Origin of the sequence: Streptomyces sp. NPDC127177 (genome assembly GCF_042672475.1) — a bacterium.
Taxonomy (GTDB): domain Bacteria; phylum Actinomycetota; class Actinomycetes; order Streptomycetales; family Streptomycetaceae; genus Streptomyces.
The window spans coordinates 1-24,162 of the sequence record NZ_JBHXUW010000005.1 but is presented as its reverse complement, the minus strand read 5'-3'; the positions used below and the strand labels follow the sequence as shown (position 1 = coordinate 24,162).

The following is a 24,162-nucleotide window of genomic DNA, read 5'->3' as shown; positions in this document are numbered from 1 at the left end:
GCGCCTCCGGGCCCGTCCCGTTGTTACCGGCGGGCGGTGCCGGCGGCGACGTGCAGTCGTGCGTCGGCCCAGTCCGCGTGGTCCGAGTCGTTGCCGTCACCGCCGTCCGTCACGCGCAGGGTCAGCCGCCGCACGCCGGTGACGTCGATGTCGAAGGTATGGGCGGCGTCGTCCGGTCCCATGACCTCGCTCGTGCCCAGTACCTTCCCGTCGCCGATGACTTCGAAGACCACGGAGCCCTTGTCCTGCTTCTCCTCGTCGATGCCGACGTCGGCATCGAAACGGTCATAGCCCCCGTCCAGGTCGACCGTCACCTCGGAGGGCGCGTGCGTGCCGAGCCCCTTGTCGTAGCTCCGGTCACCGATGCGCAGCGGGCCCCCGTCGCCCTTGGCCGACTCGCCGTTGGACGTGTCCCGCTCGACCGGGCCCCAGCCGTTGCTCTCCGCCGAGAAGGGGAGATCACTGACGTAGTCGATGCCGGGCGGTGACACGAAGACCCGGGCCTGCCTGTGCAGGCTCAGTTCCGGGGCTGTCGCGCCCGCGGCCGGGTCCCGGTAGGCGACGGTCACCGGTATGTCCGTCCACCCGTAGGCGGGCTGCTCCGGCACGGTGATCCGCCAGTCTGCGGTCAGCGGCTGACCGGTGGCCAGCTCGGCTGCGGTCGCCCCCGGCCCCTCGATGCGCCAGCCGTCCGGGGCCTTCGCACCGATCGTGACATCGGTGACCGGGCCGAACTCGTCGACCGTGAAGCTGCCTTCGAGCTTCACCACCGTGCCGGGACCGGCCGTGGTCTGCCGCGGGTCCACCGTCAGCGTGCCGGAGGGGACATGGTGTACGGGCTCGTCGCAACCGGCCCGGCCGGGTACGGCGCGGCAGACGATCGCGGCGAATCCACCGTTCTCGGCCCCGGGCACCTCCAGGGTGTCGTGGCGAGTGAGCAGCCGGCTCTCCCGGACCAGGCCGTCCGAGCCGTCGCGGACCATGTCGACGCGCCATTTCCCGCCGCTCAGGAAGTCCAGCGGTACCCGGTGGGTACGGGCCGCACCAGCGGCCATCTCACCCAGGAACCAGCGGGCGCCGCTGCGCCGTGCGAAGCCGGCGCTCCGGCCGGGCGCGCTGCCCTTCAGCAGCTTCGTCTCGTCCCAGACCGTCGGCACCTGTTCCAGGAAGCGGGCCAGTTCGGGGCGGTCCCGGTACTCCTCGATGCTGCCCGCGAAGTTCTGCAGACCCGACTCGAATATGACGGACAGGGCGAGTTCGGCCGCATCGGATGTGTTGCGCTGACCGAACTGGAAGCCCATCGGGGTGAAGTCCATCGACCCGACGACGTTACGGGTGAACGGCAGCGTCGCGATGTTGTCGGCCCGGACGTCGCCCTGCTCGGCGCCGTGCACCGCCTCCATCGACATCACCTGCGGCCAGGTGCGCTGGATGCCGTTCGGGATCGTGGAGCCGTGGAAGTCGACGAGGAGTCTGCGCTCGGCCGTGGCTTCGAGTATCTCGTCGTACCACTGATAGCGCTCACGGGTGTCGGAGTCCATGAAGTCGATCTTGAGGCCCGCGGCGCCCCACTTCTTGACCTTGTCCAGCTGGGCGTCACGCTCGGCGGCGGTGTCGAGGTCCGTCCAGGGCATCCACAGCAGGATCTTCACCCCGCGTCGTTTCGCGTAGTCCATGAGCTGCGGCATCCAGTCCGTGGTCTTCCAGCCGTCGTCGACGAGGGCGTACTGCCACCCGTGCGCCGCCGCGTAGTCCACGAACGTTTCCTGCGTCTCCAGGCTGCGCTGGGCCTCGTTGAACCCGGCCAGCCAGGACCAGGCGACCTTGCCGGGTTTGATCCAGGAGGTGTCGCGGATCCGGGACGGCGGCGCCAGGTCGTCGATGAGGGTGGACTCGGTGATCGACGCGAGATCGCCGATGACGGCGGCGCGCCAGGGGGTGGTGAGCGGTCCGTCCGAGTGGACTTCCTTGTCGGCCAGCGCCAACTCATAGCGTCCGGAGCCCTGTTCGTGTACCAGGCGGCTGCCGGAGTACCGGCCGTCGAGGTCCGACTCGGCGAGTACGACGTTCTGGTCGCCCACCTGGAAGAGCGCCGGGTAGCCGTACTCGCCGCTGGCCGCGGAGGCCGCGGTGGTCCGGTCGTAGGGCTGTTCGTGAGGGGCGGCGTAGGTGCTGAGCCAGGCCGGCGAGGAGGCCGGCGGCTGGAAGGCGGAGGCCTCGTGCTCGATGGTGACGCCGTCCTTGCCGGGCAGCACGTAGCGGTACGCCACACCGTCGGCGGCGGCCCGCACCACCAGATCGAGGCGTGCGCCGCCCTTCCCCTCGAAGGCGAACCGTGACTCGTTCATGTGGACGGACCGCCGGAGCTGCTTGCCGACGGTCGTCGTGTACTTCTCGTCGACCACCCGGTCGGTACGGTGCAGCAGGTGAAGTCGCGAGGTCAGATCCGCGTGGTCGGTGACCACCCCGACGGGTGCCGGTTCCAGGACCGTCCGGCCGTCGCGCCGGACGGAGAAGTCGAGCGAGCCGTCGGCCCGGTCGAGGGTGACGACTGCGGTGGGCCCGCCGCGCCGCACGGTCCACGATGTGGCCGCAGGACCGGAATGCGAGTCGACAACGTTGTCAGTCAATGCGCTCGCCTGGCCGGCCGAACCCAGGGCGAGCGCGGCGCTGACTGTCGCGGCCATCAGCGCCATGGGGCCGGTGCGCAGGTTTCGTCGTCTCATTCAGTCCTCCGTATCGGAACCGACCAACTACCAACAGCACCGGACGACTTCGAACAGTGCTGATGCCTGCTTACCGGTCGGAACGAAGCCTGTAAACAGGCTGCACCGGAATCGGTGCACCGCCCCCGGTCCGTGTGGCCCCGGGGGTCGTCCGCCGCCCGCGCTCGGGCCGGGCCGAGACCGAAGAGGAATTGAAACGTTCAATGCAGGCGGATGTTGCCGGGCGTGTACGTGCGCCGATGGGCGACTCGGATGACTTACTTCCTGTGCATTGCCTGAATCGAGGCAACTGGCCTAGCCTGTCGCACGGTTTGAATCGAATCAACAGGGCCCCATCATCTCGGTGAGCTGTCCGGCGTTCGACGCCCGTGAACGAGCACGACGAGCACTGGTCGGCCGACTGGCCGACCGGTCTTCTGCCGAGCGCGCGACGGGCGGACGGGGCCTCCGGCCGTCCTCGGATGCCGCGTCAGGTCCCGTGACGAGTCGTGATGAGTCGTGATGAGTACAGAGAGGACCACCGGCATCTCGTCCGCTCGGCCGAGACGGGTGGCCATTCCATCTCGCAGTCAGGGAGCACCGCATGGTCACGCGTAGAACGTTCCTGTCCGGCTCGGCGGCCGCAGCGGTGGTGGGTGTCGCTTCGGAGCCGGCTGCCGCGGCTCGGACACCGGCCGCTGCCATGCCGGTGCGCCCGATCGACCGGCAGTCCGTCGTGGCCCGCCATCGAGTCGTGCGCGGGAGACTCGACACGCAGAGCCCCCTGCAGGTCGGCAACGGCGGGTTCGCATTCGGTGTCGACGCCACCGGGCTGCAGACGTTCGTCCCCTTCAACACCATGTCCGACTGGGGGTGGCACAGCTTCCCGCTGCCGCCCGGCCAGGAGCCCTCGGACTTCCGGGGCCAGGTCTGGGACACACACGGCCGTCCCGTCGACTACCCCATCCCGGATCCGGACCAGCCCGACCTGTCGTCGTGGCTCTACGCCAACCCGGCCCGCATCAACCTCGGACGTATCGGTCTCGAACTGGCCATGCCCGACGGTCGCGCCGCCGTCGCCGGTGACATCAAGAGAATCCACCAGGATCTCGACCTGTGGACCGGCGTCATCGACAGCCGGTTCGAGATCGCCGGTGAACCGGTGCACGTCCGGACCTGCTGCCACCCCGATCACGACACGGTCGCCGTGGAGATCGACTCGCCGCTCGTCGCTGCCGGACGATTGGCGGTCTTCCTCGACTTCCCGTACGCGGATGGGCAGGAGTTCGCCGCGTATGTCGGCACCTACGGGGCCCCAGACGCCCACGAGACGACGGCGACGACACACGGGCGCAACCACGCCGACATCACGCACCGTCTGGACTCCACCGTCTACCACGCCGCGCTCGCCTGGGAGGGGCACGGGGTGTTCACCGGCCTGGGCTCCACCCCCGGAGAACTCGTCGTCCGCACCGCGCGGTACGGCACCGACGGTCATTGGGGCGACGTCACCGGCAGGCTCGCGCAACTGGTCTCGGACGATTCGCTCCTTCTCCTCGTCAACCACCTGAACCTCGGCGACCCGGCGCCCGGCCTGGCCAAGCGCCTGGAGCTCGGCTACACCTACGCGGGCCAGGACCACGACATCGTCGTCCCCGACGACCAGGAACTGTCGATCGGAGCAGCGGCCAACCGGCATCGCTACCGACTCGCCGGCGACCGCCACACCGATCGGCTCCGGTTCACCTGCACCTTCGCGCCCACGTCGTCCGGGCCGGTGCCCGCGTCGAGCGCGACCTTCGCGGCGAGCACGCGGGCCTGGCGGCAGTACTGGCTGTCCGGCGGCGCGATCGACCTCTCCGCGAGCACCGATCCGCGCTGGACGGAACTGGAGCGTCGCGTGGTGCTCTCCCAGTACCTGATGCGCGCGAACGAGGCGGGCTCGCTCCCGCCGCAGGAGTCCGGGCTCGTCAACAACGGCTGGAACGGCAAGTTCCACATGGAGATGTACTGGTGGCACGGCGCGCACTGGGCGCTGTGGAACCGCTGGCCGATGCTGGACCGCAGCCTGGACGTGTATGAACGCTTCCACCGGACCGCGCGTGAACGGGCGGAGTCCCAGGGCTTCCGCGGAGCGCGCTGGCCGAAGTGCACGACGGCCGACGGGCGTGAGTCGCCGCACGTCATCCACGCCCTGCTGATGTGGCAGCAGCCGCACCCGATCTTCCTGGCCGAGATGGACTACCGGGCGCATCCCGACGAGAGCACCTTGCGCAAGTGGCGCGACATCGTCTTCGACACCGCGGACTTCCTCTCGTCGTGGGCCTTCCGGGACGAGGACACGCGCCGCTGGATCCTCGGCCCGCCCATGCACGTCGTGTCGGAGAACACCGACCCAAGGACGACACGGAACCCGACGTTCGAGCTCGCCTACTGGCGCTTCGGCCTGCGGGTCGCGCAGCAGTGGCGTGAACGGCTCGGCCTGCGCGGGGACCCGGAGTGGCAGCGCGTCCATGACGGGCTGGCACCGCTGCCGGTGCAGGACGGCACGTACGTCCTGCACGAAGGCGTCCAGGACATGTGGACGCGGTGGAACTACGAGCACCCGGCCCTGATCGGCGCGTTCGGCTGGCTGCCGGGCGACGGCGTCGACGTCCCCACGATGGCCCGGACCGCCGAGAAGGTCTTCACCGGCTGGCAGTTCGACCGGACCTGGGGATGGGACTTCCCGATGCTCGCCATGTGCGCCGCGCGGCTCGGACGTCCCGAGGACGCCGTGGACTTCCTGCTGCACCCGGCCGCGGGGTTCCAGTTCGACGACGCGGGCCTGGCGACCGGCGGCCCGTTCCCGTACTTCCCGAGCAACGCCGCGCTGCTGTACGCCATCGCGTTCATGGCCGCCGGCTGGGACGGCGCACCGGACCGGCACGCGCCGGGCTTTCCGGCGGACCGGCGATGGACGGTGCGCTTCGAAGGGCTGCAGCAGGCCGTGTGAGTTCAGGTGGCCCGCCGCGCCGGCCCGCCCCGCCGGGTCACGAGCCGGCGCGGCGCCCACCAAGGGCCGGCCGCACGGACGCGGGCAAGGGGGTCCGGGCGAGGGGGGCAGGCGTACGCCGGCCCCGGCCGGCGGCGCGCCGGGCCGGGGCCGTCCGGTTCCTCAGGGGCGGCCGGTGAGGTATCCGCCCATGGAGGTGAAGTACTCGGTCGCCGGCAGCTCCCGGCCGTCCTCGGTCCGCACCCGGGTGATGGCGAGACCGTGGTTGAGGCCAGTGCGCGCGTCCGCACCCGCGACGATCGCCACTCCCTCGCCCTCGCGGTAGAAGATCCGGCCGGGCGTTCCGCCGTAGCGGCCCTCGGACACGACGGCGGACACCACTTCGAGCCGCTTGCCGCGGTGGAAGGTGAAGGCGTTCGGATAGGGCGAGGTCTGGGCGCGCACCAGACGCTCCAGTGCCTCCGCGGGCCAGTCCCAGTTGATCCGGATGTCCTCCTCGGCGCGCTTGTGGAAGAACGTCGCCTGCGAGCGGTCCTGCCGGGTGAACTCGGTCTGTCCGGAGGCGATCAGGTCCAGGGCCCCGACGGTGACCGGGGCGATCAGCTCGACGGTCTTGTGGAACAGGTCCACGGAGGTGTCGCCCGGCTCCACCTTCACCGCGCGCTGGTCCACGATGTCACCGGCGTCGAGCACCTCGTCCATCATGTGCGCGGTGACGCCGACTTCGCTCTCGCCGTTGATGAGCGCCCAGATCAGCGGTGAGAAGCCGGCGTACTTGGGGAGCAGCGAGTCGTGGACGTTCAGCGTCCCGTGCCGGGGCAGGTCGTAGATCCGCGGGGGGATCCAGGTGCGCCAGTTGTTGGCGACGATGATGTCCGGGGCGGCCTCCTGGAGCAGCTGGAACAGTTCCTCGTCGTCGGGCCGGTTGCGGATGATCACCGGGACCCCGTGCTCCTCGGCCAGGTCCGCGACCGAGTCGCTCCAGATCTTCTCGTACGCGTGCTCGCTCTTGGGATGCGTCACGACTGTCACCACGTCGTGCTCGGAGTCCAGGAGGGCTTGCAGGGTGCGGTGGCCCCAGGTCTGGTAACCGAACATGGCGACCCGCATGGGTTCCTCCTCAGGTGAGCGACTGATCGACGTCAAGTAAAGCAAGCCTTACCTAATGACGCAACGCGCCCTGATTTGAGGCGCGTTAGGTAGGGCGCCGGATGATTAGTCCCTTTTGCCTGGTCGACAGGTCCATCAAAGTCAGGTTAGCTTTACCTAAGTTCAGCTGGCTACCGCTTCCGGTGTGCCCGCGTCCCGTACTTTTCGTCCACGCCTGACAGGCGGCTGTCCCGCACGATGGGAGTGACATGTCACAGGTTGATCCTGGCGACGCACCTCTGATCCACGACCTCATAGGAATCGGCTTCGGGCCGTCCAATGTGGCCATGGCGATCGCGCTCAGCGAGCACAACGCGCGAGTCGGCAGGCAGGAGGCGGTCACGGCTCACTTCTTCGAGCGTCAGCCGTCCTTCGGCTGGCACCGCGGCATGCTGATCGACGACGCGACGATGCAGGTGTCGTTCCTCAAGGACCTGGTGACACTGCGGGATCCGTCCAGTGAGTACACCTTCCTGCGCTATCTGCAGAGCCGGGGCCGGCTGATCGACTTCGTCAACGGCAAGAACCTCTTCCCGCTGCGCGTGGAGTTCCACGACTACTTCGAGTGGGCCGCGGCGAAGGTCGACGACATGGTCTCCTACGGCCACGAGGTGGTCTCCGTCGAGCCCGTCCTGCGGGACGGAGTGGTCGAGTACGTCGATGTGACGGCACGGTCGGGCACCGAGACGGTCGTCCACCGCGCCCGCAACCTCGTCGTCGGCACCGGGCTGAGCCCGCTGATGCCGGAGGGCGTCGAGCGCACGGACCGGGTCTGGCACAACTCCGACCTGCTGGCCAAGGTCGACTCCCTGGAGGGCACCGACCCCACCCGGTTCGTCGTGGTCGGCGCCGGGCAGAGCGCCGCCGAGAACGTCGCGTACCTGCACCGGCGCTTCCCGCAGGCCGAGGTCTGCGCGGTCTTCTCCCGCTACGGCTACAGCCCCGCCGACGACAGCAGCTTCGCCAACCGGATCTTCGACCCGGAGGCGGTCGACGAGTACTTCACCGCCCCGGACGACATCAAGCGCAAGCTGATGGACTACCACGGCAACACCAACTACTCCGTGGTGGACATCGACCTGATCGACGACCTGTACCGCCAGGCGTACCAGGAGAAGGTGCTCGGTACCGAACGGCTGCGCTTCATCAACATCTCCCGGCTGACCGGTGTCCAGGAGACCGGGGACAAGGTCCACGCCACCGTCACCTCCCTGGTCACCGGCGAGGAGAGCACGCTGGAGGCCGATGTCGTGGTCCTCGCCACCGGCTACAGCCCCGTCCAGCCCCTCGGCCTCCTCGGCGACGTCGCACAGCACTGCCACCGCGACGAGGAGGGCCGCGTCCGGGTCGAGCGCGACTACCGCATAGCGACGGACGACGAACTGCGCTGCGGCATCTACCTCCAGGGCGGCACCGAACACACCCACGGCATCACCTCCTCCCTGCTCTCCAACACCGCGATCAGGGTCGGTGAGATCCTCGACTCGGTAGTCGAGCGCGGCCTGAAGAACACCTCGGACGAGCCCCGCCCCCTCGCCGACGGCGTCGCCACGCCCTGATCGCCCCCGTTCCCGGCCCGCCATCGGTCCGTCCCCCCACATATCGCCCTGCCGCCGCCCGTACGGCTGTACGCGGCGTGCTCGGCACGCACAGTGAGAACCCCTTGAGAGGAACATCCGTGTCCACTGGTACACGCACCGCGCTGACGCGGTTCGTCAGATTCGCTCCCCGGGTGGCCGTCGCGGTCGTCGCCGCCGTCGCTCTGGCCGCCTGCGGGAGCGGCGACGACAAGGCCGGGCCCGGTACCCCGGCCGAGGCGGGCGGGAAGTCGGGCACCTTCCCGGTGACGGTCCAGCACAAGTACGGCAGCACGACCATCGAGTCGGAGCCCCGGCGGATCGTCACGCTGGGCCTCTCGGACCAGGACGCGGTCCTCGCGCTCGGCATCAAGCCCGTGGGCGCGGTGGACTGGTTCAAGGAGAAGCCGTACGGCAAGTGGCCGTGGACCAAGGACAAGTGGGGGTCCGACCGGCCGGACATCGTCGGTGAGCGCGACGAGTACAACATGGAGAAGATCGCCGCACTCAAGCCGGACCTCGTCATCGCCCAGTACTCGGGGATGAAGAAGGAGCAGTACGAGACCCTCTCCAAGTTCACCAAGGTCGTCGCCCAGCCCAAGGGCCTGCCCGACTACGGCGCCTCCTGGCAGGTGATGACCCGTCAGATCGGTGCATCACTCGGCAGGAAGACCCAGGCCGAGAAGCTGATCACCGACATCGACGCCCGCTTCGAGAAGGTCCGCGACGAGCACCCCGAGTTCGCCACCAAGACCCTCGCCGTGGCCGACAGCTTCGAGGCCGGCAAGTACTCCGCGTTCACGAAGACCGACCCCAAGTCGATCTTCTTCTCCGAGCTGGGCTTCAAGCTGAAGCCCGAGATCGACAAGCTGGCCAAGCCGGGCTGGAACGCCGCCGAGCTCAGCGCCGAGAAGCTGAACGTGCTGGATGTCGACCGGCTGGTCTGGGTGACCTCCAGCACCGACGCCAACGACCGGATCAAGGCCGAGCCGCTCTACAAGAACCTCGAGGTCAGCAAGGACAAGCGTGATCTGTTCGTGCCGTACCAGGGCCCGGACATCGGTGCCGCTTTCTCCTTCAACACGGTTCTCTCGATCCCCTACGCGATCGACGAGATCGTTCCGCTGCTGACCGCCATCAAGTAGCGCGCGGGGTATCCCGTCCGACGGTGCGCCGGCCCGGCACACCGTCGGACGGGACGTCCTCTCCTTGCCGCACGCCACCAGGGAAAGGCCATTTCGTACGATGTTTGACGCCGAGCCGGACCGGACACCCACCGCCGGAACACCCGTGACCGGCGGGCAGGCCGGGATCTGGCTTGCCCAGCAGATTGAGCCCGACAGCTCCGCCTACAACATCGTGTTCGCCCTGGACCTGCGAGGCGACACCGACCTCGGCCGCCTCGCCGCCGCCGTGCGGCAGGCCGTCGGCGAAGCCGACTGTCTGCACGTCACGTTCACCCCCGGGGACGGCGGCCCGCGCCAGACGCCGACGGCCGTCCCCTTCGACGTGCCCGTCGTCGACCTGCGCGACGCCCCCGACACCGAGGCCGCCGTCGCCGACTGGACGGCCGCCGAACGCGAACGGTCCGTGGACCTCGGCCGGGGGCCGCTCTTCGCCCAGGCCCTGCTCAGGCTGGCCGACGACCGGGTCCGCTGGTACCAGCGCTACCACCACATCGTGCTCGACGGCATGGGCGTCACGCTGATCACCCGCCGGGCCGGTGAGCTCTACACCCTGGGCGAGGACGCCCCTGCCCGCCCCGACCGCTCCCTCACCCGGCTCGTGGACGCCGACCGGGAGTACCGCGCCTCCGCGCAGCACGCCGCGGACCGCGCCTGGTGGCACCAGCACCTGGCCGGCCGTCCCGAGCCCGTACGCCTGGTCGAACGCGGCCCGTCCCTGATGACACGGCGGCTGCGACGCACCGTCGAACTCCCCGCCCGGGACGCCGAACGGCTCGTCGCCGCCGCGGCCGGTGCGGGTGTCAGGCCCTCCCGGCTGCTCGTCGCCGCCGTCGCCGCCTATCTGCACCGCGTCACCGGGGAGCAGGACCTCGTCCTCGGCCTGCCGGTCCACGCCCGCCAGGACGCCGTCTCGGCGGCCGTCCCGGGCATGGTCTCCAACATCGTCCCGCTGCGTCTGACCCTCCGCCCCGGCACCACGGGCGCGGACCTCGTCGCCGATGTCCGGCAGGCGGTGTCCGACGCGGTCGCGCACGGCCGCCACCGCGCCGAGGACCTGGCCAGGGACCTCGGCCTCGTCGGCGGCGTCCCGGATCTGGTCGGACCCACCGTCAACATCCTCCCCGGGGACACCGGATCCGATTTCGCCGGACTGGAGACCGGACTCCGTGGCGAGTGGCTGGGCCCCGTCAGCGACCTGGCCTTCGCCTTCACCCTCTCCGGGAACCGAGACGGTCACGCCGTCACCGTCCACCTCGACGCGGACGCGGACCTCTGTGACGAGGAGACCCTCCGGGACCACGAACGCCGCTTCCTCGCCCTGCTGAACGCCCTCACCGAGGACCTCGACCGGCCGGTGGGTCGCATCGAGCTCACCTCCGCCGCCGAACGGGACCTGCTGCTCGGCGAGTTCGCCGGAGCCACGCGTGAGGTCGACGATCTGTCCTGGCCCGCCGCGTTCGAAGCGCAGGTGCGCCGCTCGCCCGAGGCGATCGCGCTCGTGTGCGAGGACCGCGAGATCACCTACACCGCGCTCAACGCCGCCGCCAACCGGCTCGCCCGCCTCCTCACCTCCCGCGGGGTGCGTGCCGCCGACGTCGTGGCCGTGGCACTGCCGCGCTCCCCGGAACTCGTGGTGGCACTGCTCGCGGTGCTGAAGGCCGGAGCCGCCTACCTGCCGCTGGACGCCGACCACCCCCAGGACCGGACCGCGTACATGCTGTCCGACGCCGGGGCCACCACCCTGCTCACCGTGCGCGAACTCGCCGGCCACCTCCCCGAGCAGGACGCGGCCCGCCTGCTCCTCGACGACCCGGCGACCGCGGACGCCCTCGCCGCGCAGGACGAGAGCGACCCCGGGACCCCGGTCGCCCTGGACCAGGCCGCGTACGTCATCTACACCTCCGGCTCCACCGGCCGCCCCAAGGGCGTGATCGTCACCCACGACGGAGTCGGCAGCCTCATCGCCACGGCCACCGACCGGATCGGCGTCACCGCCGCCAGCCGCGTCGTGCAGTTCGCCTCCGTCGGTTTCGACGTGACGGTCTGGGACCTGATCATGTCGCTGTGCGTCGGCGGCCGGATCATCGTCGTCCCCGCCGAGCGCCGGGTCGCCGGCCGCGCCCTCACCGACTACATCGCACACCACCGCGCCACCCACATGATCCTTCCCCCGGCGCTGGTCTCGGCGCTGCCGCAGGACTGCGAACTCCCCGAGGGCGCCGTCCTCGTCGTCGGCACCGAAGCCGTCCCGAGCGAGCTGATCGCCCGCTGGTCCGGACGGCTCCAGGTTGTCGTCGCGTACGGACTCACCGAGGCGAGCGTCAACTCAACTCTGTGGCATGCCCGTTCCGGCCGGCCCGGCCCCACGCCGATCGGGCGGCCCGACCCGAACACCCGCACCTACGTCCTGGACGCCGCCCTGCGTCCGGTCCCGGCGGGCGCCGAGGGCGAGCTCTACGTCGCCGGGCGAGGCCTGGCGCGCGGCTATCTGGGCCGCCCCGCGCTGACGTCGGAGCGGTTCGTCGCCGACCCGTACGGCGAGCCCGGCACCCGCATGTACCGCACCGGTGACCGGGTGCGCCGGTCCGCCGACGGCAATCTGGAGTTCCTGGGCCGGGCCGACGGCCAGATCAAGATCCGCGGTCACCGGATCGAGCCGGGCGAGATCGAGAGCGCCTTCATGGCCGCCCCCGGCATCACCCAGGCCGCCGTCCTCATCCGAGACGACCACCGGGGCGCCAAGCGCCTGGTCGCCTACCTGGTCGGGGAGGGGGACGCCGCCGCCACCGAGAGCGCCGTCACCGCCGCACGGGCCCGGGTGGCCGAAGCGCTGCCGGACCACATGGTGCCCACCGCCGTCGTCGTCCTGGACGGCCCCCTCCCGCTCACCCCCAACGGCAAGCTGGACAACCGCGCCCTGCCCGAACCCCACTGGACGGCGGCCGGCGGCACGGACACACCCACCGGCCCGGCCGAGACCGTGCTCGCCGCCCTCTTCGCGGAGCTGCTCGGCCTGCCGGCCGTCGGGGTCCGGAGCAGTTTCTTCGAGCTGGGCGGCGACAGCATCGTCGCGATCCAGCTGGTGAACCGTGCGCGCGAGGCCGGTCTCACGATCAGCCCGCGCGACGTCTTCCGGCTCCGCACCGTCGCCGCCCTGGCTCGCGCCGCCGGGCCCGCACCGGCCCCGGCGGCGCTTGACGAGGAGCTGGACGAGGACGCCCTGCCGGTCTCCCCGCTCCAGGAGGGCTTCTTCTTCCACGCCGCGCTCGACGCGGACGGCGCGGACCTCTACCTGGTCCAGGAACTCCTCGAACTGGACGGGCACGTGGACCCGGACCGGCTGCGCGACGCTCTCCAACTGATACTTGACCGGCATCCGTTGCTGCGCGCCTCGTTCCGGCAGCTGCCCGGCGGCGAGGTCGTCCAGCGCCTCGCCGGACGCGTCACCCTGCCCTGGCGTGAAGCAGACACCGCCGACACCGCCCTGGACGACGTGCTCCGCGCCGACCGGGCCGAGCCCTTCATCCTGGACCGGCCACCGCTGCTCCGCGCCACCCTCGTACGGGACGGCGGGCGGCATCGGCTGCTGCTGACGCTGCATCACATCGTCGCGGACGGCTGGTCGGTCTCCGTGCTCCTGCGCGAGCTCACCGCCGCCTACCGGGGCGATGAGCTCCCCGCCCCGGCCGATCCCCGCCCCTACCTCGGCTGGCTGGCGGCCCGGGACCGGGACGGTGCACGTGACGCGTGGCGGCAGGCGCTGACCGGGCCGCCGGAACCGACCCGGCTCTCCGCCCTCGCCGCCGCCCCCGACGACGAACGGGCCCCGGCCAGGCCGGAACAGGTCGACACCCGGCTGCCCGAGGAGTTCACCGCAGCTCTCACCGGGTACGCCCGCGCCCACGGCCTCACCCTGAGCACCGTCGTGCACGGCGCGTGGGCCCTGCTGCTCGGGGCGCTCACCGGCAGCGGCGACATCGTCTTCGGCACCACCGTGTCCGGCCGCACCACCGAGGTCACGGGCCTGGACTCCGCCGTGGGCCTCTTCATCAACACCGTCCCCACCCGCGTCGGGCTCCGCCCGCAGGAGACGCTCACCGAACTGCTGCGCCGCGTCCAGGACGAGCACAGCGCGCTCCTGGACCACCAGCACCTCGGACTGGCCGACATCCAGCGCGTCGCGGGAGGCGGCGAACTCTTCGACACACTCGTGGTGTTCGAGAACCACCCCGCGGCGCAACCGCCCGCCGCCCGGGAGCCGGGTGAGCTGCGCATCACCGGCAACGAGGTCCACGATGCCGTGCACTACCCCCTCGCGCTCATCGTCGAGCCCGGCAACGGCGGACTGCTGCTGCGCTTCAAGCACGACGCCACCCGCTTCGACCAGGTGGCCGTCGCCGTCATCGCCAACCGGTTCACCGCCCTGCTGCGCACCCTGGTAGCCGATCCCGGCCGCACCGTGGCCCGGACCGGGCTGCTGTCCGGGCGGGAGCACGCCCACCTCGCCGAACTCAACGCCACGGAACGGGCCGTCCCCGAGGCCACCCTCGCCTCGCTGTTCGCCGCGCAGGCGGCCCGCACTCCGGACGCCCCGGCCGTCATCTTCGAGTCCACCACCCTCAGCTACGCCGAACTCGACCGCCGAGCAGAGGCGTTGGCCCGGCGGCTGCGCTCACGTGGCGCCGGACCGGAGAGCTACGTAGCGGTCGCCGTACCCCGGTCGGCCGAACTGCTGGTCGCCCTGCTGGGTGTTCTCAAGGCCGGCGCCGCCTATGTGCCCGTCGACCTCGACTACCCCGCCGAGCGCGTCGCGTTCGTGCTCGACGACTCGGGCGCCCGGACGGTCGTGACCACCACGGAAGCGGCCGGAATGCTGCCCGCCGGCCCGGACCGGTTGCTCGTCGACCGGGACGAGGACCTCCCCGGCGCGGACGTCCACGAAGGCCCCGTGCGGCACGCGGGCCCGGACCACCCGGCCTATCTCATCCACACCTCCGGATCCACCGGGCGCCCCAAGGGCGTCGCCGTCACCCACCGGGCCGTGGTCAACCGGCTGGCCTGGATGCAGGGGGAGTACGGGCTCGGCGCGGACGACCGGGTCCTGCAGAAGACCCCGGCCGCCTTCGACGTCTCCGTGTGGGAGTTCTTCTGGCCGCTCATGGAGGGCGCGACCGTCGTCCTCGCCCGCCCCGGTGGCCACCGCGACCCCGGCTACCTGGCCGAGGTGATCCGCTCGCGACGGATCACCACGCTGCACTTCGTGCCGTCCATGCTGGCCGCGTTCACGCAGGCCCTGGACTCCGCCACCGACCGTCCCGACTGGGCGGACAGCCTGCGGAGGGTGTTCTGCAGCGGCGAGGCACTCACCGGCGCACAGGCCGGGGACTGGTCGGCGCTGACGTCCCGCTCAGGGCGGGCCCCGGTCCCGCTGCACAACCTCTACGGGCCCACCGAGGCCGCCGTGGACGTGACCTCCTTCGCCTACGACGGCCACGCCGGACGCACCGTCGCCATCGGCCGCCCGGTGTGGAACACCCGGCTGCACGTCCTGGACCCGTTCCTGCGCCAGGTTCCGGACGGGGTGCCGGGGGAGCTCTACCTCGCCGGTACGCAACTGGCCCGCGGCTATCACGACCGGCCCGGCACGACCGCCGAGCGGTTCGTCGCCGATCCGTTCGGCGGGCCGGGGGAGCGCATGTACCGCACCGGCGACCTGGTGCGGCGTCGCACCGACGGCGTCGTCGAGTACCTCGGCCGCACCGACCGGCAGGTCAAGATCCGGGGCAACCGCATCGAGCTCGGCGAGATCGAGGCCGCCCTGGCCGCGCTCCCGGGCGTCGCCGGGGCCGCGGTGATCGTCCGCGACGGAGCCCTCGCCGGTTACGCCGTGCCCGTCCCCGGCACCGTCCCGGACCAGGAGGCCCTGCGCGCCGCGCTCGCCGAGGTGCTGCCCGCACCGATGGTGCCGAACGCCGTCCAGGTCCTCGACGCGCTGCCACTGACACCCAGCGGCAAGCTCGACCAGAACGCACTGCCCGCCGCCGCACCCGCCCCCCGCACCGGGGGGCGGGCGCCCGGCGACGAGCGCGAGAGCGCCCTGTGCGAGATCTTCGCCGAGGTGCTCGGCACGGAGGGCACCGGCGCAGACGACGACTTCTTCGTCCTCGGCGGCGACAGCCTCAGCTCGATCTCGGTCGCCACCCGGGCCCGCGCGCGCGGCCTGGCGATCGGCCCCCGCGAGGTGTTCGAGCACCGGACCCCGGCCGCCCTGGCAGCCGCTGCCGCACGTTCCGCCGTGGCTCCGGCCGTTCCACCGGCTCCCGAACCGGCCGCCCCGGCCGACGCCGTGACCGTGCCCGCGACCGAGGCGGGACAGGCGGCCGCCGCCCTCCGGGCCGTACTGACGGCTCAGGAGCGGTCCGGCGCCGACGTCGACCCCGCCCTGCGGGCCCTGCTCGCCCAGCTGACCTCCGTCACCGGCCCGGAGCCGGAGGCGCCCGCCCCGCTGGGTGGCCTGGTGCTCTCGCCGGAGGAGAGCGACCACGTCGGCGCCACCGCCGGACTCCCGGTAGCCGACATCTGGCCGCTCTCCCCCCTCCAGGAGGGCATGTACTTCCACGCCACCTACGACTCGGACGAGGCGCTCGACGTCTACCTCTCCCAGGAGACCCTGGACTTCGACCGCCGCGTCGACGCGGACCGGCTGCGCGCCGCCTGCCGGGCGCTGCTGGCCCGCAACACCGGTCTGCGGGCCGGATTCACCGCCGACGGCCTGCCCCGACCGGTCCAGTTCATCGTCGACGGGGCCGAGATCCCGCTCGTGGAGGAGGACCTCTCCGGGCTCTCCGCCGCGCAGCAGCACAGCCGGACCCGGGAACTGCTGGCCACCGACCGCCGCCGGCGCTTCGACCTGTCCGCGCCCCCGCTGTGCCGGCTGCTGCTCATCCGGCTCGGCGACGGCCGGGACCGGCTCGTGGTCACCCACCACCTCATCCTGTGGGACGGCTGGTCCGCGTGGCTGTTCCTGGAGGAACTGTTCACGCTGTACGAACGCGCCGGCGACGCCACCGGGCTCCCGGCCCCCGGCTCGTACCGCGACTACCTCGCCTGGCTGGACGAGCAGGACACCGAGGTCGCCCTCGCGGCGTGGCGCCGGTCGCTCTCCGGCTTCGACGAGCCGACCCTGCTCGCCCCGGCCGGGCGCGATACCGGCCCGGTCATCCCGGCCGACTTCGACACCCTGCTGACGCCGGCGACCAGCCAACTGCTGCGCTCCACCGCGCGCCGGCACGGGCTCACCCTGAACACCGTGCTGAACGCGGCCTGGGCACTGGTCCTCTCGGCGACGACCGGCCGCGCCGACGTGGCCTTCGGCACCGCCGTCGCCGGACGGCCCGCGGACGTCCCGGACGCGGCCGGAATCATCGGCATGTTCCTCAACACCATCCCGGCACGCGTCGCGTTCACCCCGGACGAGCCGCTCCTCGACCTGATGCGCCGGATGCAGTCCGAGCGTGCGGCCGTCATGCCGTACGAGTACGTCGGACTCGGCGCCCTGCAGCAGGAGACGGGCCACCGCCGGCTCTTCGACACGCTCTTCGTGCTCCGCTCGGCCGACGGCGAGGACCGCGCCGCCGAACTGCGGCAGCGGCACGGCATCACCGCCATGTCCAACGTGGACGGCACCCACTTCCCGCTCACCCTGATCGTCACGCCCGGCAGCCGGATCCGGATCACCCTGGCGGCCCGGCCCGACCTGTTCGACGCCGAGGCCGCGACCAGGATCCTCGACCGGTTCACGGCCGTGCTCGGCCGGCTCGCCGAAGGCCTCGCCGCCGACGACGCGGCCGAGGTGCGGACCGCGGGTCTCGACCTGCTGCTGCCCGCCGAGCAGGCAACGACGGCCGCCGCCCAGCGCACCGGCCGCGAACCGGTGCCCGACGAGACCGTCGCAGACCTCCTCGCCGAGCAGGTCGCCCGCACCCCCGACGCCGTGGCGCTCGTCTTCGGCGAACGCGCCCTCACCTACGCCGAACTGGACACCCGGATCAACCGGCTCGCCCGGCTGCTGCTGGCCCGTGGAGCGGGTCCGGAGAAGGTGGTGGCGCTCGCGCTGCCCCGCTCCATCGAGATGGTCGCCGCGCTCTTCGCCGTACTGCGCACCGGCTCCGCCTACCTGCCGCTCGACCTCGACCACCCCGCCGACCGGCTGCGGCTGATGGCACGGGACACCGGACCGCTGTGCCTGGTGTCCACCACCGCCGTCGCCCCGTCCCTGCGCGACGGGGAGGGCGCCGTAGCCCCCGAACTCCTGCTGGACGAACCGGCGGTGGCGGCCGAGCTGGCCGCGCTCCCGGGCGACCCGGTCACGGACGCCGAACGGCCCGGGTTCGCGCACGGGTCGCCGGGCCGGCTGGAACACCCCGCGTACGTCATCTACACCTCGGGCTCCACCGGCCGCCCCAAGGGCGTCGTCACCCCGTACCGCGGCCTGACGAACATGCAGTTCAACCATCAGAAGGAGATCTTCGACCCGGCCATCGCCGCGGCCGGCGGCCGGCGGCTGCGCATCGCGCACACCGTGTCCTTCGCCTTCGACATGTCCTGGGAGGAACTGCTCTGGCTCGTCGAGGGCCACGAGGTCCACATCTGCGACGAGGAGCTGCGCCGCGACGCCGAGTCGCTGGTCGCCTACTGCGACAGCCACCGCATCGACGTCGTCAACGTGACACCGACCTACGCCCAACTGCTCATCGAGGAAGGCCTCCTGGACCGGGACGAGGCAGCCGGGAAGCACCGGCCCGCGCTCGTCCTGCTCGGCGGCGAGGCGGTCCCCGACACGGTGTGGACCCGGCTGCGCCGCACCGACGGCACCTACGGCTACAACCTCTACGGGCCGACCGAGTACACGATCAACACGCTCGGCGCCTCCACATCCGACAGCGGCACATCCACGGTCGGCGTCCCCATCCGGGGCACCCGCGCCCATGTGCTGGACCCGATGCTCCGCCCCGTACCGCCGGGCAGCCCCGGCGAGCTGTACATCGCCGGCACCGGCCTGGCCCGCGGGTACCACGACCGGACCGCGCTGACGTCCGAGCGGTTCGTCGCCGACCCCTTCGGCGAACCGGGCGAGCGCATGTACCGCACCGGTGACCTCGTACGCCAACGCCCCGACGGCCTCCTCGACTTCCTCGGCCGCACCGACGACCAGGTGAAGATCCGCGGCTACCGCATCGAGCTGGGCGAGATCTCCTCGGCCCTGTCCGCGCACCCCGAGGTCGCGCACGCGGCGGTCGTCGTCTCGGAGCGGGCGGGCACCAAGCGGCTGGTCGGCTACGTCGTACCGGAGGAGGGCGCCGGGACCGGCGACACACTGACCGGACGGCTGCGCGACCATCTGAAGGCCGGACTGCCGGACTACATGGTGCCCGCCGCCCTCGTCACCCTGGAGACGCTGCCCCTGACCGTGAACGGCAAGCTGGACGTCCGGGCCCTGCCCGCCCCCGACCTCGCCGGTACGGGCACCGGCCGCGCCCCGCGCACCGCGCGGGAGGAGACGCTCTGCGACCTGTTCGCCGAGGTGCTCGCACTGCCCGCGGGCAGTGTGGACATCGACAGCGACTTCTTCGACCTGGGCGGGCACTCCCTGCTGGCCACCCGGCTGATCGGCAGGGCCCGTACCGCGCTCGACGCCGAGCTGGCGATCAGGGACCTCTTCGAGGCACCGACCGTCGCCGAACTGGTGGCGCGCGCCGCCCGGACCGACGGCGCCGCCCGGCCGGCGCCGACCGCGGGCGAGCGGCCCGAACGGCTGCCGCTGTCCCACGCCCAGCAGCGGCTCTGGGTCATCCAGCAGATCGAGTCCACCTCGGCCGCGTACAACTTCTCGCTCGCCATGCGGATGCGCGGCCCACTGGACCGACCGGCCCTCCGTGCCGCCCTGGCCGATGTGACGGGGCGCCACGAGGCGTTGCGTACCGTCTTCTTCACCGCCTCCGACGGGCAGGTCTTCCAGCGGGTGCTGCCCGCGGACCAGGCGCACCCCGTGGTGGAGTACCTCACGGCCGCCGAGGACGAGGTACCGGGCATCGTCGACACGGTCGTCAGCCGGCCGTTCGACCTCGCCGCCGAACTGCTGCTCCGCGCAACGGTCGTGGAGCTGTCGCCCGAGGACCACGTCGTCGTGCTGCTGCTGCACCACATCACCACCGACGAATGGTCGGACCGGCCGTTCCTGCGGGACCTGACCACCGCCTACACGGCCAGGCTCGAAGGCAGGGCCCCCGACTGGGAGCCGCTGCCCCTCCAGTACGCCGACTACGCCCTGTGGCAGGGCCGGCTGCTCGGCGACGCCGCCGACGGGAACAGCCTGGCCGCCCGCCAGCTCGACCACTGGCGTACGGTCCTGGCCGGCGCCCCGGAGGAGCTGGAACTGCCCACCGACCGGCCCAGGCCGGCCCGCCCGGCGTTCTCCGGCGCCGAACTCGACATCGCCTTCGACGCACCGGCCCACGAAGGTCTGAAGAGGCTCGCCCGGGAATCCGGCGCGAGCATGTTCATGGTGGTGCACGCGGCCGTCGCCGCCCTGCTGCACCGCATGGGCGCCGGGACGGACATCCCCCTCGGTTCCCCCATCGCGGGCCGCGGCGACGAGGCGCTGGACGAACTGGTCGGGTTCTTCGTCAACACCCTCGTGCTGCGCACCGATGTGAGCGGCGACCCCGCCTTCACCGAACTGCTGGCCAGGGTCCGCGACACCGACCTGGCGGCCTTCTCGCATGCGGACGTGCCGTTCGAGTCCGTCGTCGAGGCCCTCAACCCGACGCGTTCGCTCTCCCGCAACCCGCTCTTCCAGGTGATGGTCGGCTACCACGCCCGCACCGGCGATGAACTCCGACTGCCGGGGTTGCGAACGGAGTACGTACCCTTCCGGATCCGCTCCGCCAAATTCGACCTGGTGTTCAGCTTCACCGAGCACACCCCGGCGGACGGCGGACCCGGATCGCTCGGCTGCCGGCTGGAGTTCGCCACCGAACTCTTCGACCGGGAGACCGCCGAACAACTCGGCGAACGGCTGCGCACCCTGGTCGCCGCGATCGTCGCCGCTCCCGGCGAGCCACTGTCCCGGGCCGAGATCCTCTCCGCCGGCGAACGGCGGTCGGTCCTCGAGGACTTCAACTCCACCGCCCGGGAGGTCGACGAGGAGTCCCTGCCGCAGATGTTCGCGCGGCGGCTCGCCGAGCGGCCCGGGGCGGTCGCCGTGGTGGACCGCTCCCGCTCGGTGACGTACGCACAGCTCGACGACCGAGCGGCCCGCATCGCCCGGCTGCTCGCCGCTCACGGGGCCGGCCCGGAGAGCGTGGTCGGGGTGGCCGTGCCCAGGTCCGTGGACATGATCGCCACCGTGCTGGCGACGCTGAGGCTGGGTGCCGCTTTCCTGCCGCTCGACATGGTCCACCCCGGGGACCGGCTCAGCTACATGATCGAGGACTCGGGGGCCGCACTGGTCGTCGGCATCGAACCGGTCGCCGGGAAGATCCCCGAGGTGGCTGGCGTTCCCGTGGTCCTGCTGGACGCGCCGGACACCGCGGCGGCCCTGGACGCCCCGCTCGGGGCGGTCCTGCCGGACGGGCCCGTCGGCCCGGACCAGGCCGCGTACGTCATCTACACCTCCGGTTCGACCGGCCGCCCCAAGGGTGTGGTCGTGCCCCACGAGGGAATCCCCTCCCTCGTGGCCACCGCCGTCGACCGGATGGGCCTGCGACACGACAGCCGCGTACTGCAGTTCGCCTCCACCGGCTTCGACGTCTTCGTCTTCGAGCTCTCCATGGCGCTGTGCCACGGCGGCCGGCTCGTACTCATCACCGACGAGGCCCGGGTCGCGGGACCTGCGCTGACCGGATTCCTCGCGGACCACCGGATCACCCACATGATCCTGCCACCGTCCCTGGTGTCCGCCCTCCCGGCCGGCTGCGAACTGCCCGAGGGCTCCACCGTCCTGGTGGGCACCGAGACGGTGCCACCGGAGCTGTTCGACCGCTTCGGCGACACGGCCCGGCTGATCTGCGCGTACGGGCTCACCGAGGCGACGGTCAACTCGACGCTTTGGCCCGCCCACGAGCACGGCGGCAGCCCGGCCGGCCGGGTGCCCATCGGCCGGCCCGACCCCAACACCCGCGCCTACGTGCTCGACGCGGGCCTGCGGCCCGTCCCGCCCGGAGTGGCCGGCGAGCTGTACGTCGCCGGGCGCGGCCTCGCCCGGGGCTACCTCGGCAAGCCGGCGCTCACCTCCGAGCGGTTCGTCGCCGACCCCTTCGGAGCGCCCGGCAGCCGGATGTACCGCACCGGTGACCGCGCCCGCTGGCGCCGCGACGGCAACCTCGACTTCCTCGGCCGCGCCGACACCCAGGTCAAGGTGCGGGGCTTCCGCATCGAGCTGGGCGAGATCGAGGCGGCACTCGCCGGGCACCCGTCGGTCGCCCAGGCCGCGGTCGTCCCCGACCGCGACGGCGACATCGTCCGGTTGATCGCCTACGCGGTCCCCGAGTCCGGCGATCCGGACCCGCAGGAGCTGCGCGCCCATGTGGCCGGGCTGCTCCCCGAGTACATGGTCCCGGCCCTGGTCGTGCCGTTGGACGGCCCGCTGCCGCTCACACCCAACGGCAAGCTGGACCGCGCCGCGCTGCCCGCGCCCGACTGGTCCGCGATGACGGGCGACGCCCGCCCGGCCGGCCGGACCCAGGCCAGGATCGCCGCACTGTTCTGCGAGATCCTGAAGCTCGACGACGTCGGTGTCCACGACAGCTTCTTCGCGCTCGGCGGCCACTCCATGGCGTCGATGCGGCTGCTGGGCCGTATCCGTGCCGAGTTCGGGGTCGAACTGAGCATCAGGGACGTCTTCGACGCGCTCACCGTCGCCGGACTCGCCGCCGCGCTGGAGGGTGCCGCCGCCGCACGCCCCGCGCTGCGCCCGGCCGGGAAGCGGTCCGGGCCCCTGCGGGCGGCGCCCGTCCAGAACTGGCAGTGGCAGTCCTGGCGCGCCGGAAACGGCGTCGACCACGCGCTGGCACTGCGCTCGACGGGCGGGCTCGACGCCGACGTCATCGCCGCGGCGCTCGCCGATGTGGCGGCCCGGCACGAGCCGCTGCGCACCACGTTCACCGAACTGGACGGCACCCTGTACCGGCGGCCGGCCGAACCCCCCGCGCTGACCGTGGAAACGTGTGCCGACCTGGATGCCCGCCTGGCCGAGATCGCGGGCCGGGCACCGGACGCGGCGACGCGGGCGCCCATCGGGGCGCATCTGCTGACCGGTCCCGACGGCAGCCAGGCCCTGCTGCTGACCATGCACTACCTCGCAGTCGACGAATGGTCCGTGGTCCCGCTCTTCCGCGACCTGGTCACGGCCCACACCGCCCGCGCCGACGGCCGGGCGCCCGGCTGGGAGCCGCTGCCGGTCGGCTACGGCGACTACGCCCACTGGGCGCACGAGACGCTCGGCGACCTCAACGACCCGCGGAGCCCGGGCGGGCAGCAGCTCGACCACTGGCGCCGGACGCTGGACGGACTGCCGGAGCACCTCGCCCTGCCGGCCGACGGCCCCCGCCCGGCCGGCCCGGACACGGGCACGCGGCCCGGGGACCACATCGCCTTCGTCCTCGACGAGGAGCTGCACGCCGCGGTGGACCGGCTCGCCCGGGCCACCGGCACCAGCATGTTCATGGTGCTCCACTCGGCCCTGGCGGCGCTGCTCACCGGGCACGGCGCGGGCACCGATCTGCCGATCGGCACGATGGTCGCCGGACGCACCGACGACCAGCTCGCCGACCTGGTCGGCTGCTTCTTCAACACGGTCGTGCTGCGCACCGACACGGCCGGTGACCCGAGCTTCGCTGAACTGCTGACCCGGGTACGGGAGACGACGCTGAGCGCCCTCGACCGGCAGGACGTGCCCTTCGACGAGGTCGTGCGGGCCGCCGGACTGTCGCCCCGGGGGCCGCAGGTCATGGTGATCCACCACGAACAGGCCGACGCCGAACAACTCGAGGGCGGCATCGGCTCACTGGAGGCCGTACCGACCGGCGTCACCCGGGCCGAGCTGACCCTCAGCTTCTACGAACCGCGCGGCGACGGCCCCGTGCACTGCGCCCTGATCCACGCCACCGATCTGCTGGGCGCCACCAAGACCCGGCAACTCACCGACGAATACCTGGAGTTGCTGCACCGCGTGGCAGCTCATCCGGAACAGCCGCTGTCCGAGCTGTTCACCGCACCGTCCAAGAGGAGTGACAACGCATGACGACCAACCCGTTCGAGGACCCGCAGGGCACCTTCCTGGTCCTGGTCAACGACGAGAACCAGCACTCGCTGTGGCCCGCCTTCGCCGAAGTGCCGGCCGGGTGGCGGACCGTGTTCGGCGCGGACACCCGTGAGGCCTGCCTCGCCCACGTCGAGGAGAACTGGACCGACCTGCGGCCGGCCAGCCTCGTCGCCCTCCAGGGCTGATCAGCACATACGCCGCCGCCCCTCGGTGAGAACATCTCACC

General features: G+C 71.9%; 7 protein-coding genes. 5 read left to right on the top strand and 2 right to left on the bottom strand.

Annotation, left to right across the window (positions count from 1 at the left end):
* Positions 1-23: 23 nt before the first annotated feature.
* Entirely contained in the window at positions 24-2,726 is a 2,703-nt protein-coding gene (locus tag ACFVJX_RS05445) for a glycoside hydrolase family 97 catalytic domain-containing protein (RefSeq protein ID WP_384136125.1), read from the bottom strand.
* Between the two features lie 583 nt (positions 2,727-3,309).
* On the opposite strand from ACFVJX_RS05445, the gene ACFVJX_RS05440 reads away from it, so the two are divergent.
* Positions 3,310-5,700: a DNAJC11 domain-containing protein gene (locus ACFVJX_RS05440; RefSeq protein ID WP_384136127.1), complete on the top strand. Its 2,391-nt coding sequence runs from the start codon at positions 3,310-3,312 to the stop codon at positions 5,698-5,700.
* 162 nt (positions 5,701-5,862) lie between these two features.
* Here the strand turns inward: ACFVJX_RS05440 and ACFVJX_RS05435 are convergent, their stop codons facing one another.
* Positions 5,863-6,810 (bottom strand): methionyl-tRNA formyltransferase, encoded by a 948-nt coding sequence (locus tag ACFVJX_RS05435; protein ID WP_384136129.1) that lies wholly within the window; start codon positions 6,808-6,810, stop codon positions 5,863-5,865.
* A gap of 248 nt (positions 6,811-7,058) precedes the next feature.
* Here ACFVJX_RS05435 and ACFVJX_RS05430 point away from each other — a divergent pair, with 248 nt between their 5' ends.
* The 4 genes from ACFVJX_RS05430 (at position 7,059) to ACFVJX_RS05415 (ending at position 24,121) form a co-directional block, all read left to right on the top strand.
* Positions 7,059-8,408, top strand: coding sequence for a lysine N(6)-hydroxylase/L-ornithine N(5)-oxygenase family protein (locus ACFVJX_RS05430; protein WP_384136130.1), 1,350 nt, complete (start codon positions 7,059-7,061; stop codon positions 8,406-8,408).
* Positions 8,409-8,527: 119 nt separating this feature from the next.
* Entirely contained in the window at positions 8,528-9,571 is a 1,044-nt protein-coding gene (locus ACFVJX_RS05425; protein WP_384136132.1) for an iron-siderophore ABC transporter substrate-binding protein, read from the top strand.
* Between the two features lie 100 nt (positions 9,572-9,671).
* A complete protein-coding gene (locus tag ACFVJX_RS05420; protein ID WP_384136134.1) occupies positions 9,672-23,915 on the top strand; it encodes an amino acid adenylation domain-containing protein in 14,244 nt (4,747 codons plus the stop codon).
* Complete coding sequence (locus ACFVJX_RS05415; protein ID WP_384136136.1) at positions 23,912-24,121, top strand: MbtH family protein; 210 nt, start codon at positions 23,912-23,914, stop codon at positions 24,119-24,121. The genes ACFVJX_RS05420 and ACFVJX_RS05415 overlap by 4 nt, the downstream gene beginning before the upstream one ends.
* Positions 24,122-24,162 lie beyond the last annotated feature (41 nt).

Bases quoted from the DNA above. Each gene is read 5' to 3' on its own strand.
- ACFVJX_RS05420 (WP_384136134.1), top strand. From the start codon at position 9,672: ATGTTTGACGCCGAGCCGGACCGGACACCCACCGCCGGAACACCCGTG.
- ACFVJX_RS05415 (WP_384136136.1), top strand. From the start codon at position 23,912: ATGACGACCAACCCGTTCGAGGACCCGCAGGGCACCTTCCTGGTCCTG.
- ACFVJX_RS05440 (WP_384136127.1), top strand. From the start codon at position 3,310: ATGGTCACGCGTAGAACGTTCCTGTCCGGCTCGGCGGCCGCAGCGGTG.
- ACFVJX_RS05430 (WP_384136130.1), top strand. From the start codon at position 7,059: ATGTCACAGGTTGATCCTGGCGACGCACCTCTGATCCACGACCTCATA.
- ACFVJX_RS05435 (WP_384136129.1), bottom strand. From the start codon at position 6,810: ATGCGGGTCGCCATGTTCGGTTACCAGACCTGGGGCCACCGCACCCTG.
- ACFVJX_RS05445 (WP_384136125.1), bottom strand. From the start codon at position 2,726: ATGAGACGACGAAACCTGCGCACCGGCCCCATGGCGCTGATGGCCGCG.